At 61.2% G+C, this 14,043-nt stretch carries 18 protein-coding genes; 8 read left to right on the forward strand and 10 right to left on the reverse strand.

From position 1 onward, the window contains the following. Positions 1-78: 78 nt before the first annotated feature. Together H3V09_RS00940 and H3V09_RS00945 are read right to left on the reverse strand one after the other, a co-directional pair. On the reverse strand, positions 79-1,647 hold the full coding sequence (locus H3V09_RS00940) for a Mur ligase family protein (protein WP_198190643.1): 1,569 nt from the start codon (positions 1,645-1,647) through the stop codon (positions 79-81). A gap of 205 nt (positions 1,648-1,852) precedes the next feature. Continuing rightward, positions 1,853-2,611 carry an exonuclease domain-containing protein gene (locus tag H3V09_RS00945; RefSeq protein WP_198190644.1) on the reverse strand — a complete coding sequence of 253 codons (759 nt, stop codon included), beginning with the start codon at positions 2,609-2,611 and terminating at the stop codon, positions 1,853-1,855. A 154-nt stretch (positions 2,612-2,765) separates the two neighbouring features. Here H3V09_RS00945 and H3V09_RS00950 point away from each other — a divergent pair, with 154 nt between their 5' ends. Both H3V09_RS00950 and H3V09_RS00955 read left to right on the forward strand, forming a co-directional pair. After that, entirely contained in the window at positions 2,766-3,386 is a 621-nt protein-coding gene (locus H3V09_RS00950) for a sigma-70 family RNA polymerase sigma factor (protein ID WP_121913754.1), read from the forward strand. A gap of 39 nt (positions 3,387-3,425) precedes the next feature. Further along, positions 3,426-3,713: a hypothetical protein gene (locus H3V09_RS00955; RefSeq protein WP_232342039.1), complete on the forward strand. Its 288-nt coding sequence runs from the start codon at positions 3,426-3,428 to the stop codon at positions 3,711-3,713. Between the two features lie 158 nt (positions 3,714-3,871). On the opposite strand, the gene H3V09_RS09135 is transcribed toward H3V09_RS00955, so the two are convergent. Beyond that, positions 3,872-3,946, reverse strand: a complete 75-nt coding sequence (locus tag H3V09_RS09135; protein WP_099327425.1) for a 50S ribosomal protein bL37 — start codon at positions 3,944-3,946, stop codon at positions 3,872-3,874. Positions 3,947-4,031: 85 nt separating this feature from the next. Continuing rightward, positions 4,032-5,000 carry an aldose 1-epimerase family protein gene (locus H3V09_RS00960; protein ID WP_198190645.1) on the reverse strand — a complete coding sequence of 323 codons (969 nt, stop codon included), beginning with the start codon at positions 4,998-5,000 and terminating at the stop codon, positions 4,032-4,034. Positions 5,001-5,172: 172 nt separating this feature from the next. Here H3V09_RS00960 and H3V09_RS00965 point away from each other — a divergent pair, with 172 nt between their 5' ends. Beyond that, positions 5,173-6,240 (forward strand): 4-hydroxy-3-methylbut-2-enyl diphosphate reductase, encoded by a 1,068-nt coding sequence (locus H3V09_RS00965; protein ID WP_198190646.1) that lies wholly within the window; start codon positions 5,173-5,175, stop codon positions 6,238-6,240. Positions 6,241-6,259: 19 nt separating this feature from the next. Here H3V09_RS00965 and ybaK read toward each other — a convergent pair whose 3' ends face one another. After that, positions 6,260-6,766 (reverse strand): Cys-tRNA(Pro) deacylase, encoded by a 507-nt coding sequence (ybaK, locus tag H3V09_RS00970; RefSeq protein WP_198190647.1) that lies wholly within the window; start codon positions 6,764-6,766, stop codon positions 6,260-6,262. Between the two features lie 76 nt (positions 6,767-6,842). Between ybaK and H3V09_RS00975 the strand changes: the two genes are divergently transcribed. Continuing rightward, entirely contained in the window at positions 6,843-7,439 is a 597-nt protein-coding gene (locus H3V09_RS00975) for a DedA family protein (RefSeq protein ID WP_198190648.1), read from the forward strand. A 73-nt stretch (positions 7,440-7,512) separates the two neighbouring features. Here the strand turns inward: H3V09_RS00975 and gap are convergent, their stop codons facing one another. From gap to H3V09_RS01000, 5 genes are all read right to left on the reverse strand, one after another. Then, positions 7,513-8,568 carry a type I glyceraldehyde-3-phosphate dehydrogenase gene (gene gap, locus H3V09_RS00980; RefSeq protein ID WP_029677985.1) on the reverse strand — a complete coding sequence of 352 codons (1,056 nt, stop codon included), beginning with the start codon at positions 8,566-8,568 and terminating at the stop codon, positions 7,513-7,515. Between the two features lie 189 nt (positions 8,569-8,757). Further along, on the reverse strand, positions 8,758-9,183 hold the full coding sequence (locus H3V09_RS00985; protein WP_121913685.1) for an arsenate reductase family protein: 426 nt from the start codon (positions 9,181-9,183) through the stop codon (positions 8,758-8,760). A 42-nt stretch (positions 9,184-9,225) separates the two neighbouring features. Next, positions 9,226-10,011, reverse strand: a complete 786-nt coding sequence (locus tag H3V09_RS00990) for a thiamine diphosphokinase (RefSeq protein ID WP_198190649.1) — start codon at positions 10,009-10,011, stop codon at positions 9,226-9,228. Between the two features lie 14 nt (positions 10,012-10,025). Further along, positions 10,026-10,382, reverse strand: coding sequence for a branched-chain amino acid transporter permease (locus tag H3V09_RS00995; RefSeq protein WP_110425083.1), 357 nt, complete (start codon positions 10,380-10,382; stop codon positions 10,026-10,028). Next, the gene (locus H3V09_RS01000; protein WP_198190650.1) at positions 10,379-11,116 is read right to left on the reverse strand and encodes an AzlC family ABC transporter permease; all 738 of its coding nucleotides are present in this window, start codon (positions 11,114-11,116) and stop codon (positions 10,379-10,381) included. The genes H3V09_RS00995 and H3V09_RS01000 overlap by 4 nt, the downstream gene beginning before the upstream one ends. 171 nt (positions 11,117-11,287) lie before the next feature. On the opposite strand from H3V09_RS01000, the gene msrB reads away from it, so the two are divergent. From msrB to rplT, 4 genes are all read left to right on the forward strand, one after another. Then, positions 11,288-12,265, forward strand: a complete 978-nt coding sequence (gene msrB / locus H3V09_RS01005; protein WP_198190651.1) for a peptide-methionine (R)-S-oxide reductase MsrB — start codon at positions 11,288-11,290, stop codon at positions 12,263-12,265. 238 nt (positions 12,266-12,503) lie between these two features. After that, positions 12,504-13,196, forward strand: coding sequence for a translation initiation factor IF-3 (infC, locus tag H3V09_RS01010; protein WP_110417009.1), 693 nt, complete (start codon positions 12,504-12,506; stop codon positions 13,194-13,196). Further along, positions 13,177-13,371 (forward strand): 50S ribosomal protein L35, encoded by a 195-nt coding sequence (gene rpmI / locus H3V09_RS01015; protein WP_015021617.1) that lies wholly within the window; start codon positions 13,177-13,179, stop codon positions 13,369-13,371. Before infC ends, rpmI begins: the two co-directional genes overlap by 20 nt. A 48-nt stretch (positions 13,372-13,419) precedes the next feature. Further along, entirely contained in the window at positions 13,420-13,803 is a 384-nt protein-coding gene (gene rplT / locus H3V09_RS01020) for a 50S ribosomal protein L20 (RefSeq protein ID WP_110425086.1), read from the forward strand. Positions 13,804-14,043 lie beyond the last annotated feature (240 nt).

The raw sequence follows: 14,043 nt of genomic DNA on the forward strand, positions 1-14,043 counted from the left end.
GAAACCACCTGCCAGGTGGCTGTGCGTCCCGTTCTGCCACGGGGCATCGGATTTTTATCTCGGGGCTTGTCGGGATAGTCATCCTTGGGCTGTTCCGGTGGCTCCCAGATTGTAGCTTTTCGTACCCAGTAGGCGAGCTACCACATGGTCGTCGCCCTCATAGGGCACGTGGCTGCCGTCCTTCTTGATCCAGCGTTCCTCGCCTTTGCCGATGACCAGGGTGACGCGTAAACGGTCCCTTGGCTGGCCTGGCTCACCTACGGCCTGCTTGATGGCCTGGGTCCTGTCCGGCTCGATGCTGACATCCAGGTTCGGATTGGTCACGAAGCCCAGCATCTGCTGGTCCACCTGGTCCGAGCTCTCTCCGTCCTCATCGTCGGCGGTCAGGATCAGGCGATCGACACGGTCCTGGGCGGCGCTGACGATGCCCTCCCTGCGATCGATGGCCTTGCCGCCAGCGGAACCGGAAACCAGAGTAATCAGGGGTTTACGCTCGCCGTAGCGCTCATCTACAAAATTCAGAAGAGCTGTGACCGAGGCCTTGTTGTGGGCGTAGTCGACGTAAACCACCCGGTTATCGGCCTTGAAGCGTTCCATCCTGCCGGCGATTCTGACGTTCCCCATGGCCTGGATGGCTCCGGAATCAGGCTCCAGACCCAGACGGGTCAGCATGGCCAGGGCGGCGGCCGCGTTCAAGGCGTTGAAATCCCCGTCCATAGACAGACTGACCGGTCGCAGGGCTCCGTCGGAGGGCCCTATCAGGTAGTCGTCGCCCTCACCGGGAGCCTTGCGGACCAGGAAGTCGGCCTGTCGGGTTCCATCGCCGAAGGTGGTCACTGGAACTCCGGCGGCGCGGGCATCCTGACGGATCAGGTCGGCTCCGCGCGCATCGGCTCCCAGGACCAGCTGCCGGCTGTTGTAGGTTATGCGGCGCTTGCAGTAGAAATAGTCCTCAAAACTGGGATGCTCGATGGGGCTGATGTGGTCTGGGGAGATGTTCAGGAATGCCCCCAGATCGAAGGTCAGCCCATAGACCCGGTCCACCTTGTATGCCTGGGAGGAGACCTCCATGACCATGTAGCGCATGCCCGCATCCACCGCATGGCGCATCATGCGGAAGAGGTCCAGCGACTCGGGGGTGGTCAACTGGGATTCCTGATAGTGTCGGCCGTCCAGGCAGTTGTCCACCGAGGAGAGCAGGGCGGCGCGGCCTCCGGAGAGCCTGGAGAGCATGGCCTGCAGGAAGTAGGCAGTGGTGGTCTTGCCCTTGGTGCCGGTGATTCCCACCAGGGTCAGCCGGTCCTGGGGACGGCCATAGAAGGCTGAGGCCAGCAGGCTCATGGATTTGCGCACGTCGTTGACGATGATACCCGGAGCTTTGGTGTGTGCGGACAGGTCCTGCTGGGCCACGTAGGCCGCCGGTCCTTCAGGGCCGCAGGAATCCAGATATTCAGGCAGGAAGTGTCCCTTGCAGAAGAGCAGGCTGCCAGGTCCCGCCTGACGGGTGTCGTAGGTGACATCGGTGAAAGGCCTGGATGGCTGGATATCCTTGGGCGAATCCAAGGTCCACCGGTCGCCTTGGATCACCTCGCGCAGCTGATCGTGTTCGTGCAGTAGCTCCAAGGTCGAAGCCATCGTCAGCGCCATGCCGTTTTCCCCCTTGTCCGTTGGGTTGTGCCTGTCCCGATAGGAGATCTGACCGAGACCAGACCCAAGTCTATAACCCCGTTGAGGCCGAAGAAGGCGGGTCCGGCGACCCTTTGACTGAATGGTCAAATGCGGGTAGCCGCTCATCATGACCGCCCCTTGCTCTGCATTTCCAGGCAGAGGCCAGTGGACGTCAGGGCCGGGGTCAGAGCCAGGTGTCAGTGACCGGTCGGCGCCCTTGTGAGATCAGGTGCTGGTTGAACTGGTCCCGCCACTTGGCCTGTGCCTGCCGCTGCCAGTCCATAAGGGAGTCCATGGTGATTCGGGCCACCTGGGGGAAGAGGGTGGTCATTGGTTTAATCAAATCCACTGCCGCCACCGTATCCGCCGTGGCATTGTGGAAGTTGCCATGGGGGATGACGCCGTAGTACTCGCTGGTCATTCCCAGGGTGCGGCGGCCCGACCGGTGTGAGATCTCCCTGTCCAGGACCAGAGGGTCCACCACCAGCAGATCCCCCTCGCTCAGGGGCTTGACTGACCCTGCGCACCAGTGGGCGATGTCCCCGTCCAGCATCTGCACGTCGAAGGGGGCGTTGTAGGCCAGCAGGGGGATGCGCTTGTTCTGGGCGCGGGCGATGAATGCGGCCATCTGCTCGGTGGCCAGCTCAGGTTCCATGCCCTCAGTGGCCAGCTGATCATCGGTGAACCCGTTGACCCTGCTGGCCCCCTTGCTGATATGCCGATGCGGATTGACTATCCAGGTGGCTACTACATCCCCTGCGTAGCCCTTGGTCGGGTCACGCAGAACCAGACTGGCCGAAACAATGCCGTCCTTGCCTGGTTTGGTGCCCGTGGTCTCGGTGTCGAACCCCAGAAGCCAGGAGTCCCCTAGGCGTGTCGACCCCTCCTGTTGCGGGGCTGACTGAAGCGCCTGCTCCATGCTTGTGTACTCGGTGTTTTCCATAAGCGTGATTTCTCCTCAGTCTTTATGGTAACCGAGGAGCGACCGGCCCGCGACCGGGTCGGAGCCGCGACGGGCGAGGGGGGATGGCACAATAGGGGATGTGGCAGATACCAGCAAACTCGAAAGCAGAAAACGTCAATTCGAGGCCCTGGCCATGCCTGCGGTCGATGTGCTTTACCGACAGGCCATGCGCCTAACCAACAACCCCGACGATGCCCAGGATCTGGTTCAGGATACTTTCGAGCGCGGATTCAAGGCCTTCGACCGCTTCCAACCCGGCAGCAATTTCGAGGCCTGGATGACCACCATCGAGCGCAACGCCTACTTCAATCAGTATCACAAGGCCAAGCGGCGTCCGCAAAGGGCCAACGACTCGACTGGTGAGTACAACGACTGGGATATTTATTCGGCATCGGAGCACGGGTCCGAGGGGCTCAAATCCGCTGAGCAGGAATACATGGAGACCTTCGCCCCCGAGGAGATCATGGCCGCGCTGAATCGGCTCAGTCCGGAACGCCGGCGGGTCTTCATCGACGCTGCCATCGATGGCAAGAGCTACCAACAGGTCGCCGACGAGGAGGGCATCAAGATCGGCACAGTCATGAGCCGACTGAATCGTGCGCGCTCGCAGTTACGCCAGGAGTTGGAGCGGTATGCCAAGGAGCGTGGCTACCAGCAGGAGCGCGGGGCTGCAGGCAAGCCCTCAGCGGAACACCATGGACCTGTTGAGGTCAGGCCTAGTATAAAAAAAGAGATCAGCAGCAAGGGGCATTGAGGGCCCCCGAAGATCGGGTATCAGGAAGTGGGCAGGAGCATGGACGGACGCGTGGAGATGAGTCACTACGCATACGATGACGGCGGCTCTGTCAGGGTGACCCACACCAGCCTTCGCATCTACCAGGATGCCTCCTGCGTTGATCCTAGCGACTGCTTCGATCCGGATTCCTGCTGCGACGAGCGGGAGCGCATGGTCATCGAGGAGTTGCGTCGGTATCTGCGTCCCGAATGCGCTCCGGACTGCCTGCTGGACCGGCTCAGGCACATGTTCGATCAGATGGATGAACTGGAGCAGGGGACCACGGAACGCACTACGGACAAGTAGATTCAGTTAGGTAGATCCCGTCGATTCCTTGGCGGTACGACGGTTCTATCCGACTGTTCAGGCTATTGCAGGGATCATGGTCATGCTTATGCAGCCATGGTTTTTTTTTTTTATGTATATATGCAAAACCCCGGCACCGTTGGTGCCGGGGCAGACGATCAGGTGTTCGGCCTCTTGCCGTGATTGGCGGCCTTCTTGCGGCGATCCCTGCGCTTGCGTCCGCGCATGCCCATGATTGGACTCCTTTGCTACTGATGTACCTATAAGCCTTGCCGATTATCGCACACCGGGCTGACCTTTGTCGACCAACCAGGCTGTTCAGACCTCTTGTGCCCGGTAACCCACCTGGGTGGTGTAGACGGCTGCAGGCTGCAGAATGACCAGATTCCGACCAGTTCTGAAGGCGTTGGCATAGGCGGTCATGGGCTCCACGGCAACACCGGCCGGGCGCATGCCTGCGTCAAAGCCGGTTCCAGTGCAGACCTGCCATGAGGTGATGGTCTCATCGCCCCAGAGCTGAATTCGGATGCCGTCCGGCCTAGTGAACCAGGCCGAGCAAGTGCCGTCGTCGTCCCGCTCCACATCAGTCCAGGCATCGTCGAAGTCCGCATCCTCACCCAGCGCAGGGCCCTGGCGCAGATCTGTTCGCCCTTGGACGGGTTCGGTACCGGTGGGCAGCAGCCTGTCGGGATCGACCACCACGTGGGTGCGGCAGGGAATAGACAGGGTGCAGGGAGCGTTGTCTTTCTGAATCTGGTCACCGACGCCCTTTTTGCCGTTGGCTAGCCAGGGGTGGATGCCGAAGGCCCAGGGTGCAGCATCATCGCCCAGGTTCAGAGCCCGGGTGGTCATGGTCAGCCCCTGGTCGTCCAGGGTGTAGGTGACGGTGACAACCACGTCGAAGGGGTATCCGCCCATGTCTGGCACCCGCCAGGAGAGGCTGACGGAGTCCTCGGTCAGGGCTTGCAGCCGCCAGTAGGCCCGGTATCCGTAGCCGTGAATGGCGGTGTTCCGGTCATGCTCGTCGATGGGCAGGGTGTAGGTGTGGCCCTGGAATTCGTAGGTGCCATCCTCGATCCGGTTGGGGAAGGGTACCAGCACGTTCCCGTTGCTGCAGGGTACGGTTCCATTCGGGGCAAATGAGGCCAGCAGGTCTTTTCCCCGGTATTTCAGGACACGCAGGATGGCTCCCAGCTCGGTCACCACCGCCTCGTAGTCCCCATGACGGATGCTGTACTGCTGTCCTGTCCGGGGCACGGCCCCGCCCATCATCTCGTTCGTATGCATGCTCCCACTTCCATAGTGCCGTTGATGCTTGGTACGCCACCATCCTAGCGCCTGGGCGGTCTTGGCTTCTTGGTGAAAGAGTGGCGAATGGACTATCGGGGTCCGCTTTGGCTTTCTACCATGGATTTGCAGCGTCCGGAACCGTCCGGATTGACATCGATAAGGAGCGGCAGTGGCAGGATTTCGGACCACCGTGTGCGAACAGCCGATCCCGCAGGGGCATGGCCGGGTCATCCTTGCTGATCCGCGCGGGTTCTGCGCGGGGGTGGACCGTGCTATTCAGACTGTGCAGACCATCCTGGATGCGGACAACCCCCACCAGGGTCTGCCCCCGGTCTATGTGCGCCGGCAGATAGTCCACAACCGGCATGTGGTTGAGGACCTGTCCCGGAGAGGGGCTGTGTTCGTGGACGAGCTGGACCAGATTCCCGATCAGGCTGTCCGTGCCGGGGTTCCCGTGGTCTTTTCGGCCCATGGAATCGCCCCCTCGGTCGTCAAGGAGGCCCAGCGGCGGGGGATGCGCGTGGTCGATGCCTCATGCCCCCTGGTCAGCAAGGTCCACCGGGAGGTCCAGCGTTTCGTCCGGGACGGCTACTCGATCATTTACATAGGCCACCGGGGGCACGACGAGGCTATTGGAGTCATGGGGGAGGCACCTGACCGGGTTCATCTGGTGGAGCATGAGGCCGATATCGAGGCTTTGGACTTCGGTCCGGACACGCCGCTGGTCATGCTGACCCAGACCACACTGAGCCTGGATGAGACCGCCGATCTGGCTGCGGCCCTGCGTCGACGCTTCCCCTGGATAGAGGAGCCGCCGGGTTCCGACATCTGCTACGCCACCCAGAACAGGCAACAGGCGGTCAAGCTGGTGGCCGGTCAGGCGGACTGCATGATTGTAGTGGGGTCGGCCAACTCCTCCAATTCGGTTCGTCTGGTCGAGGTGGCCCGTCAGGCCTTGGATGCGCGCTTTCCTGGTCAGGGTGAGCAGAGGGCCCACCGGGTCGACGATGCGGGAGAGCTGGACCCGACCTGGCTGCAGGGCATGGACTCGGTAGGGCTTACCTCGGGTGCTTCGGTTCCAGAAAACCTGGTTCAGGGGGTGCTGGAAACCCTGGCATCCCGAGGATTCACCCGGGTAACCCGAGAACGAGCAGTCGACGAGCACATGCACTTCGTCCTGCCTGCTGCCCTGCGCTCAACACACGCGTCCAAGAAGATTCCACAGCCGCAGGGCTGAGCCCCAGCGCTAAAATCTCTCAGTCGGTGGCTAGAGGTGCGGTCTTGGCCTTGAGAACCCGTATCAAATCCCTCGGGTCCAGACCCAGGCTGATCCCGCGCTTGCCGCCGGAAACCATAATGGTGTCGAACTCAAGGGCACCTTGGTCCAGCACGGTCAGGTGTTGGGTGCGTTGGCCGAAGGGCGAGATGCCGCCCAAGACATATCCGCTCTCCCGCTCGGCCTGGGCCTTGTCGGCCATGCGCGCCTTTTTGGCACCCACGGCAGCGGCCAGGTGCTTGAGGTTCAGATGGCCGGTCACCGGTACAATGCCGATGACCCGCTCCTTACCTGTGTCGGCCATCAGGGTCTTGTAGACCGTGCGCGGATCCAGGCCCAGTTTTTTGGCTGCTTCGATGCCGTACCCCTGGTCCATGTGGTCGGTACTGTGATGATACTCGTGGACGGTGAAGGGAACCCCCAGACGCTCCAGCTGGGCCATGGCCGGAGTCGCGGCATCCGAGTCCACCCGCTTCTTCTTGCTCATGGCTCCATGCTAAGGTACTGACCGTTTGCGTAGGCTTAGGGGTGTCTTTGGTGCGATCTCGCGGAAAGGGTAGTCCATGACCGCTGTCAATGTCTGGCTGCTCGATGCGGTGACGGGCGGATGGGGGCTGGCCGTGCTTTTCCTGGCAGCTTTTCTGGATGCGCTGATCATTCCCATACCTACAGAGCTTATGGTCCTGGCCACGGCTTCGGCCTTTCGAGCCTCGGGGCGACCCCTTCCCATCCTGGTCTTTCTGGTTTGTGCCCTGGCCTTTGCGGGCGGCGATGCCTGCACTTATGGGCTGGGGCGACTTGTCCCGTTGAATCGTCTAGCCGTCTTTCGGGGTGCCGCAGGCAAGGCTGTGACATCATGGGCCCACCGGGCGCTACTGCAGGGAGGCGGCTTCTTCACACTGGCCTCGCGGTTCGTGCCCTCGGGCCGGACCGTGGTAAATCTGACTGCCGGTGCGGCGCGATATCCGTTGACCCGTTATCTGCCCCTGGCTGCACTGGCTGGTCTGCTCTGGTCCATCTATATGTGGACCCTGGGGTATCTGGCCGCCTCTTGGCTGGAAAACAACCCTCTGGCCGTCATGGCCATCGGGTTTCTGGTGGGCATGGTCGTCGGCCTGGTCTGCGACCTGGCCATGCGTGCGCTCACCCGGAGGCGCTGATTATAAGCAAGAGGTCCGCCCCCGAAGGGAACGGACCCCGAAATCGCTATGGCCGGAAGAACCGGCCGGATGCTCAGTCGCCCAGCTTGGCGAAGTAGAGCAGGGTGCGGATCATGTTGCTGGTGAATCCGTACTCGTTGTCATAGAAGGCAACGGTGCGGACCATCTGATCGTCACCGTAGGTGTTGACATCGGTCTGCGTGGGATCGAAGATGCCACCGTGGGTGTCGCCGATCACATCGGAGGAGACGATGCCCTCGTCGTTGTAGCCGAAATAGTCCTTGCCCTCGAAGGCCTTCTTGGCGGTGTCGTTGATCTCGTCGACGGTGACCTTCTTGTTCAGGATGCAGAACAGTTCGGTGACGGAGCCGGAGGGAACGGCCACACGCTGTGCATGTCCCTGCAGCTTGCCGTCGACGGAGGGAACGACCTTGCCAATGGCCTTGGCGGCACCGGTGGAGTGCTCGATGGTGTTGAGGGCAGCGGCGCGGGTGTTGCGCGGCTTGTTGCCCTTGGGGCCGTCCAGCAGCATCTGGGAGCCGGTGTAGGCGTGGATGGTGGTCATGTAGCCGATGCGGATGCCGAAGTTGTCATCCAGCATCTTGACCATGGCGGCCAGGGATCCGGTGGTGCAGGAGCCGGCGGAGATGATCTTGTCGGAAGGCTTCAGGGTCTCCTCGTTGACGCCGTAGACCACGGTGGGCGTGGTGTCGTCCTTGGCAGGAGCGGAGATCAGAACCTTCTTGGCTCCGGCGTTCAGGTGGGCCTGGGACTTTTCAGAGGAGGTGTAGAAGCCGGTGCACTCCAGCACGTAGTCCACGCCGTCGTTCTTGACCCAGGGGATGTTGTTGGCATCCTTCTCGGCATAGACCGGAATCTCCTTGCCGTCCACCACGATGGCGGTGTCGGTGGAGGTGACCGAGACATTGGTGCCGTCGTCGTGACGGAAGGTGCCCTGGGTGCTGTCGTACTTGAGCAGATAGGCCAGAATGGCCGGGGTGGTCAGATCGTTGATGGCGGCAACCTCGATGTTGGAGGCGTCGCCGCCACGGGCCTGGAGCTCAAAGATGCGCCGGAAGGCCAGACGACCGATACGTCCGAATCCGTTGATGCCAATCTTTACTGTCATTCAATTCTCCCTTGGAGATTGGCCGTATACAGCACAAAAATTAGCGGACCGTATATGGCCGATTACTGATAACATCTCATAGTTTATAGAACCCTATGTACTTAAAGCAAGCGATTACGCGGGTTGTGCCGAGGAAAAAACGAACAAAAAAATTGGTAGGTTTTGTTGTTCGTTTGCGCAACAAAACGATCAGGAATTGTGAGAATTTTCGTTCGTATCGGCCAGCCAATCCTCCCACTGCTGCTGACGGAACCCGACCAGGACATGCCGTCCATCCAGCAGAATGGGACGCTTGACCAGCATGCCGTCGGTGGACAGCAGCTGCAGAGCCTGCTCCGTGTCCATCTGCGGCAGGCGTTTGCTCAGCCCCTGACTGCGATAAGCCTGACCTGAGGTGTTGAAGAATCGCCGGACGGGCAGGCCGCTCATGTCCAACCAAGCGGTCAGTTCATCCTGAGTGGGGCGGTCCTCCTTGATGTCGCGCTCGGTGAAGTCCACATTGTGGTCACGCAGCCAGGTGCGGGCCTTGGCGCAGGTGGAGCAGCGGCTGTAGCAGATGAAGAGCGGGTGCTCGGCTGTCGGGGTCGTTGGCTGCTTCGTTGATGATGCTGTCATAGATTGTTCCTTTCCAAGTGGGGTTTCAGGCCAAAAGAGGTCTCAGGCCAGACGACGGGAGGGTCGGGTCTCCAAGGGGCCCAGGTCGGCCTTGGGTTCCAGACTGGTGCTCCAAACCGGCTCGGGCGCTGATGTGGGGTAGGTGACGAACACTGTTCCCTGCTTCAGTGCTATGTAGGCCGGTCTGCTGGGCAGGAACTCGTTGCTGACACCGGTGACCTGCTGGTTGGTCATGGTCATGCCATCCGTCTGGTATTTGAGGCCCTGCTCGACCACACCCAGAGCCTGGTCGTCGGCCGCCAGCACGGAGACCATGGACCTGGGCGGGCAGTCCCAGGCCGGAAAGTCCAGGCTTCCGGGTCCAAGAGCCGTGACCAGCATTCCCTGGCCCCAGAGTTCGGCGCGGCCACCGCTGGCAGCAATCAGATGGATCAGGTTCAGATTGGCCAGCGTGTGGTCCATACGCCCGCCCAGACCGCCATATATAAGGAATCGTCGGTAACCCCGCTGCCAGCCTATTTTGACTGCGGCCAGCAGGTCGGTGTCGTCCTTTTCAGCAGGCAGGACACGGCGTGGGATGTCTGTGCGCAGCTTTCGGCTGCCAGCGGGCAGGGAGTCGAAGTCGCCTACGACCAGGTCGGGTTCGTCACCGTGCTCCAGAGCCGGCTCCAGTCCTCCATCCGCAGCTATGACCAGGGCTTGTTCGCCGCGTGCCGTCTCTTCACCGAAGTACTGTCCGGCACCCCAGATTCGGCAGAGCGATGCCTGACCTGTACGGTCCGACTGACCGTCATCCTGCATAAGATTCTTCTTTCTGCGCTCGTCCATTGGACGCGCCCCCATCATCCCAGACCAACCAGACGGATCAGGAAGAGCAGCCACCCTTGCACCAGGGCCATGTAGGTCAGGGTTCCGCAGGCGATGCTGACCATCATGTTTCGCCAGCGCAGGTGGACCAGGGCTGTGACCAGCAGAGCCAGGGCTTCGTAGAGCCCGTGGTCGCCTCCGACCAGGTTGGTGTGCCTCAACGAATAGACCACCAGCAGTCCCATGACGGCGGCTGGCAGCAGACGTCCCAGCCTGGTCACTAGGGCCGGTGGCCGACGTCCCTCCGGCCAGATTATGAAGGGCAGGAATCTGGTGGCCATAGTTCCCAGGACCACAATGCCTATGGTGATCAGTTGCTGTGCAGTGGTCATGAGGCCTCCCTTTGGCTCCGGAAGTCCAAGAGGATGAAGACGGCCAGGATGACAGCCATGGACGGAATGATGAACCGGTCGGGTCCAAAGACCAGCAGACAGGCCAAGGAGGCCAGAAGACCGATCAGGGCCGGCACACGGGCCTCGGCCTGCCGCCACTGTTCCAGGAAGAGCACCAGGAACATGGCGGTCAGTACGAAATCCAGTCCCCGGGTGTCGAAGTTCGCCAGGTTGCCCAGCACAGCGCCCAGGGTGGCGCCGCCCACCCAGTAGATTTGATTGAGCAGAGTGACGAAAAAGAGGTACCAGCCCTTGTCGGTTCCGGCCGGGTGAGGATCGGCGGACTCCAGGGCGAAGGTCTCATCGCACATGCCGAAAATCAAGTAGGGTTTCTTCCGGCCCGTCCCTCGGAAGATCGGCAGCATGGCCAGGCCGTAGAAAAGGTGCCGTGCATTGACCATCAGGGTCAGCATCAGCGCGCCCCAGGGATTGAAGGTGGACATGAGCAGGTCCACGGTCACGAACTCCATGGACCCGGCGTAGATCAGGGCGCTCATGGCCAGCGGGTAAATCACCGGGAATCCGCGGCTGGTCATCAGGAAGCCATAGGAGATCCCCAGCACCAAGAATCCGGCCATGATGGGCAGGGTCCGTGGGAAGGCCGCAGCCAGGGAGCCCAGGATGGTCCCGGAGGACCTCGTGTCTTCGTCAGCGTCTTCCTGCGCTCGCTGCATGACCCGCCTCCTGACTTCGATTTGGAGATGGTCATATGATAATCGCCTCTTGCGCCGCAAGGACAGACTGGTCGACAATGTGAGAAGGCTGTCAAGAGGCTGGAAGGACGGAATAGGGGCTCTGCGGATCTGGTTGAACCTAGCGATAGGCACCAGCATGCAGGAGGAATCATGGACAAGAACAAGATTTCGACCAACAACCCGGCCACCGTCGTCCTGGCGGGTGGTTGCTTCTGGGGCATCGAGCGGTTCTTCCAGGAGGTGAACGGGATCATCGACACCCAGGTGGGATACGCCCAGTCCACAGTGCCCAACCCCAGCTATGAGGAGGTCTGCAGTGGTGTCACCGACGCTGTGGAGGGCGTGCGGCTGACCTATGATCCCCAGGCGGTCAGCCTGCGGACCCTGACCCTGCTTCTCCTGGATCTGATCGACCCCTTCTCGGTGGATCGGCAGGGCAATGACCGGGGCAGGCAGTACCGCAGCGGCCTCTACTGGGATTCCGAGCATCGCGAGCAGGAAGAGCCTGTCTTCCGTCGCGCTCTGGAGGAGCTGGAGCGCAGGACCGGCCGTCAGCCCGCTGTGCAGGTGGAGGCCTTGATCAACTTCTATCCGGCGGAGGAGTCCCACCAGGACTACCTGCTCAAGAACCCCGGCGGATACTGCCACATTCCCCTGGAGGCCATCGCCAACGCCGCCTCCCGCCAGCGCTACATCGAGCGCATCTGGTCCCTGGACCCTGAAAGCTACGAGGTCACCCAGCACTCGGCCACCGAACGGCCCTTCGCCAACGCCTACGATGGGGAATTCCGCCCGGGCATCTATGTGGACGTGGTCAGCGGGCAGCCACTCTTCTCCTCGGCGGACAAGTACGACTCGGGTTGTGGCTGGCCGGCATTCACCAAGCCCATAGATCCCGACCTGCTGGTCAACCGCAAGGACTACAAGCTGCTGGGTCGTCCTCGGATCGAGGTGCGGACGGCACAGACCGGAATCCATCTGGGACACGTCTTCGACGACGGCCCGGCTGACCGTGGCGGGCAGCGCTATTGCATGAACTCCGCCGCCCTGCGGTTCGTTCCGCGGGACCGGATGGAGGAGGAGGGTTACGGGGATTACCTGCCGCTGGTGGACGGAGCAACCGCCTGACTAGGCCCGGTCCTAAGGGTTGTGTTATACTGCTACTCGGCTTGAGAAATCAAGAAAGCGGATGATCCCACCTGGGAGCCTTCCATGGCTTCGGGTTCGACCCGCGCCGGTGACGGTTGACCGTCAGTATTACGGTGCAGGCATTGACGGTTTCGTTGCTATACGGCTGCGACGGTCATGTTCGAAACCTATGGGTTCTTCGCCGGGCAGTGGATGTTGTGGTATTTGAGAAGGAGTCATCATTAGCGACGAACCAAGGATTAACGACGATATACGAGTGTCTCAGGTACGCCTGATCGGGCCCAACGGCGAGCAGGTGGGAATCATTGCGACCTCCGTCGCCCTCAACCTGGCCAAGGAGGCCAACCTTGACCTGGTCGAGGTTGCGCCCAAGGCCAAGCCTCCGGTCGCCAAGCTCATTGATTACGGCAAGTTCAAATACAACGAGAAGATCAAGGCTCGTGAAGCGCGCCGCAACCAGAGCATGTCGGAGATCAAGGAGATCCGCTTCAGATTGAAGATCGACGACCACGACTTCGAGGTCAAGGAAGGGCATGTGCGTCGCTTCCTGTCCGCCGGAGACAAAGTCAAGGTCACCATCATGCTGCGTGGACGCGAGCAGTCACGGCCCATCGGCGGCGTGGAGCTCCTGCGCAAGCTGGCTGACGACGTCGCGGATCTGGGCTCCATCGAGTTTGCCCCCAAGCAGGAGGGGCGCAACATCATTATGACCCTGTCACCCAAGGGCAAGAAGGTCCATACCCAGTCCGAGCAGCGTCGGCGGGGCGGACAGGCCCGTGCCGAGCGCAAGGCCCGTCAGGCGGCCCATCTGGCTGCCAAGGCCGATGAAAAAGAGACTGCGGGCTCCAACAATACTTCTCCCAAGCAGATGAAATCCAAGGAGGGCAGCAATGCCGAAGATGAAAAGTAACTCCGCCGCATCCAAGCGCGTCCGGACCACGGGTTCGGGCAAGCTCATGCACGCCGGGACCGGTATGCGCCACAATCTGGAGCACAAGTCGGCCAAGAAGCGTCGCCACCTGTCCACTGACGAGGTGCTCGCTCCGACCCAGTCCAAGAACATGAAGAGGATGCTGGCCCGCTGAGCGGGTGCTGTCGCGTCGAGTGAGATTTTAGAAAGCTGAGGAATATCTATGGCACGAGTCAAGCGGGCAGTCAACGCGCATAAGAAGCGTCGGGTCGTCCTGGAGCGGGCGTCAGGCTACCGTGGCCAGCGCTCACGTCTCTACCGCAAGGCCAAGGAGCAACTGCTCCATTCATATACATACAACTTCCGGGACCGCAAGGCCCGTAAGGGCGACTTCCGCAAGCTGTGGATCCAGCGCATCAACGCCGGATGCCGCGCCCAGGGAATCACCTACAACCGCTTCATCCAGGGTCTGCGCCTGGCCGGGATCGAGCTGGACCGCCGCGCCTTGGCCGATCTGGTCGTCAACGACATCGATACCTTCAACGCCATTGTGGATGAGGCCAAGAAGGCCCTTCCTGCCGACGTAAATGCTCCGGTCGCTGCCTGATCAGCGGACCTGAATACTGTATTGCAAGAACCTCGCCTTTCGCGGGGTTCTTTGCATATTTGACCATTCCTCGGGGGAACGGTAAGTTGATTGACGACAATGATGCCGGGAGCCGCCATGAACGATGATCACAGCCTAGACGCGTCGGCTGTCTCGGCAGAATCAGCAGGTCAAGCCAGTCCATCATCTCGCAGCGGTACATCCAAGCTGGTTAGAATTAATCAGTCGCGCCCCATCCTT

This window comes from Bifidobacterium sp. M0399 (genome assembly GCF_016100595.1).
In the GTDB taxonomy this organism is placed as follows: domain Bacteria; phylum Actinomycetota; class Actinomycetes; order Actinomycetales; family Bifidobacteriaceae; genus Bombiscardovia; species Bombiscardovia polysaccharolytica.

Excerpts from the sequence above, each read along its gene's own strand:
- H3V09_RS00950 (WP_121913754.1), top strand. The coding sequence starts at position 2,766 with ATGCCTGCGGTCGATGTGCTTTACCGACAGGCCATGCGCCTAACCAAC.
- msrB (WP_198190651.1), top strand. The coding sequence starts at position 11,288 with ATGGACAAGAACAAGATTTCGACCAACAACCCGGCCACCGTCGTCCTG.
- H3V09_RS01000 (WP_198190650.1), bottom strand. The coding sequence starts at position 11,116 with ATGCAGCGAGCGCAGGAAGACGCTGACGAAGACACGAGGTCCTCCGGG.
- H3V09_RS00955 (WP_232342039.1), top strand. The coding sequence starts at position 3,426 with ATGGACGGACGCGTGGAGATGAGTCACTACGCATACGATGACGGCGGC.
- gap (WP_029677985.1), bottom strand. The coding sequence starts at position 8,568 with ATGACAGTAAAGATTGGCATCAACGGATTCGGACGTATCGGTCGTCTG.
- H3V09_RS00940 (WP_198190643.1), bottom strand. The coding sequence starts at position 1,647 with ATGGCGCTGACGATGGCTTCGACCTTGGAGCTACTGCACGAACACGAT.
- H3V09_RS00945 (WP_198190644.1), bottom strand. The coding sequence starts at position 2,611 with ATGGAAAACACCGAGTACACAAGCATGGAGCAGGCGCTTCAGTCAGCC.
- H3V09_RS00990 (WP_198190649.1), bottom strand. The coding sequence starts at position 10,011 with ATGGACGAGCGCAGAAAGAAGAATCTTATGCAGGATGACGGTCAGTCG.
- H3V09_RS00995 (WP_110425083.1), bottom strand. The coding sequence starts at position 10,382 with ATGACCACTGCACAGCAACTGATCACCATAGGCATTGTGGTCCTGGGA.
- H3V09_RS00985 (WP_121913685.1), bottom strand. The coding sequence starts at position 9,183 with ATGACAGCATCATCAACGAAGCAGCCAACGACCCCGACAGCCGAGCAC.
- H3V09_RS00960 (WP_198190645.1), bottom strand. The coding sequence starts at position 5,000 with ATGCATACGAACGAGATGATGGGCGGGGCCGTGCCCCGGACAGGACAG.
- rpmI (WP_015021617.1), top strand. The coding sequence starts at position 13,177 with ATGCCGAAGATGAAAAGTAACTCCGCCGCATCCAAGCGCGTCCGGACC.
- rplT (WP_110425086.1), top strand. The coding sequence starts at position 13,420 with ATGGCACGAGTCAAGCGGGCAGTCAACGCGCATAAGAAGCGTCGGGTC.
- ybaK (WP_198190647.1), bottom strand. The coding sequence starts at position 6,766 with ATGAGCAAGAAGAAGCGGGTGGACTCGGATGCCGCGACTCCGGCCATG.
- H3V09_RS00975 (WP_198190648.1), top strand. The coding sequence starts at position 6,843 with ATGACCGCTGTCAATGTCTGGCTGCTCGATGCGGTGACGGGCGGATGG.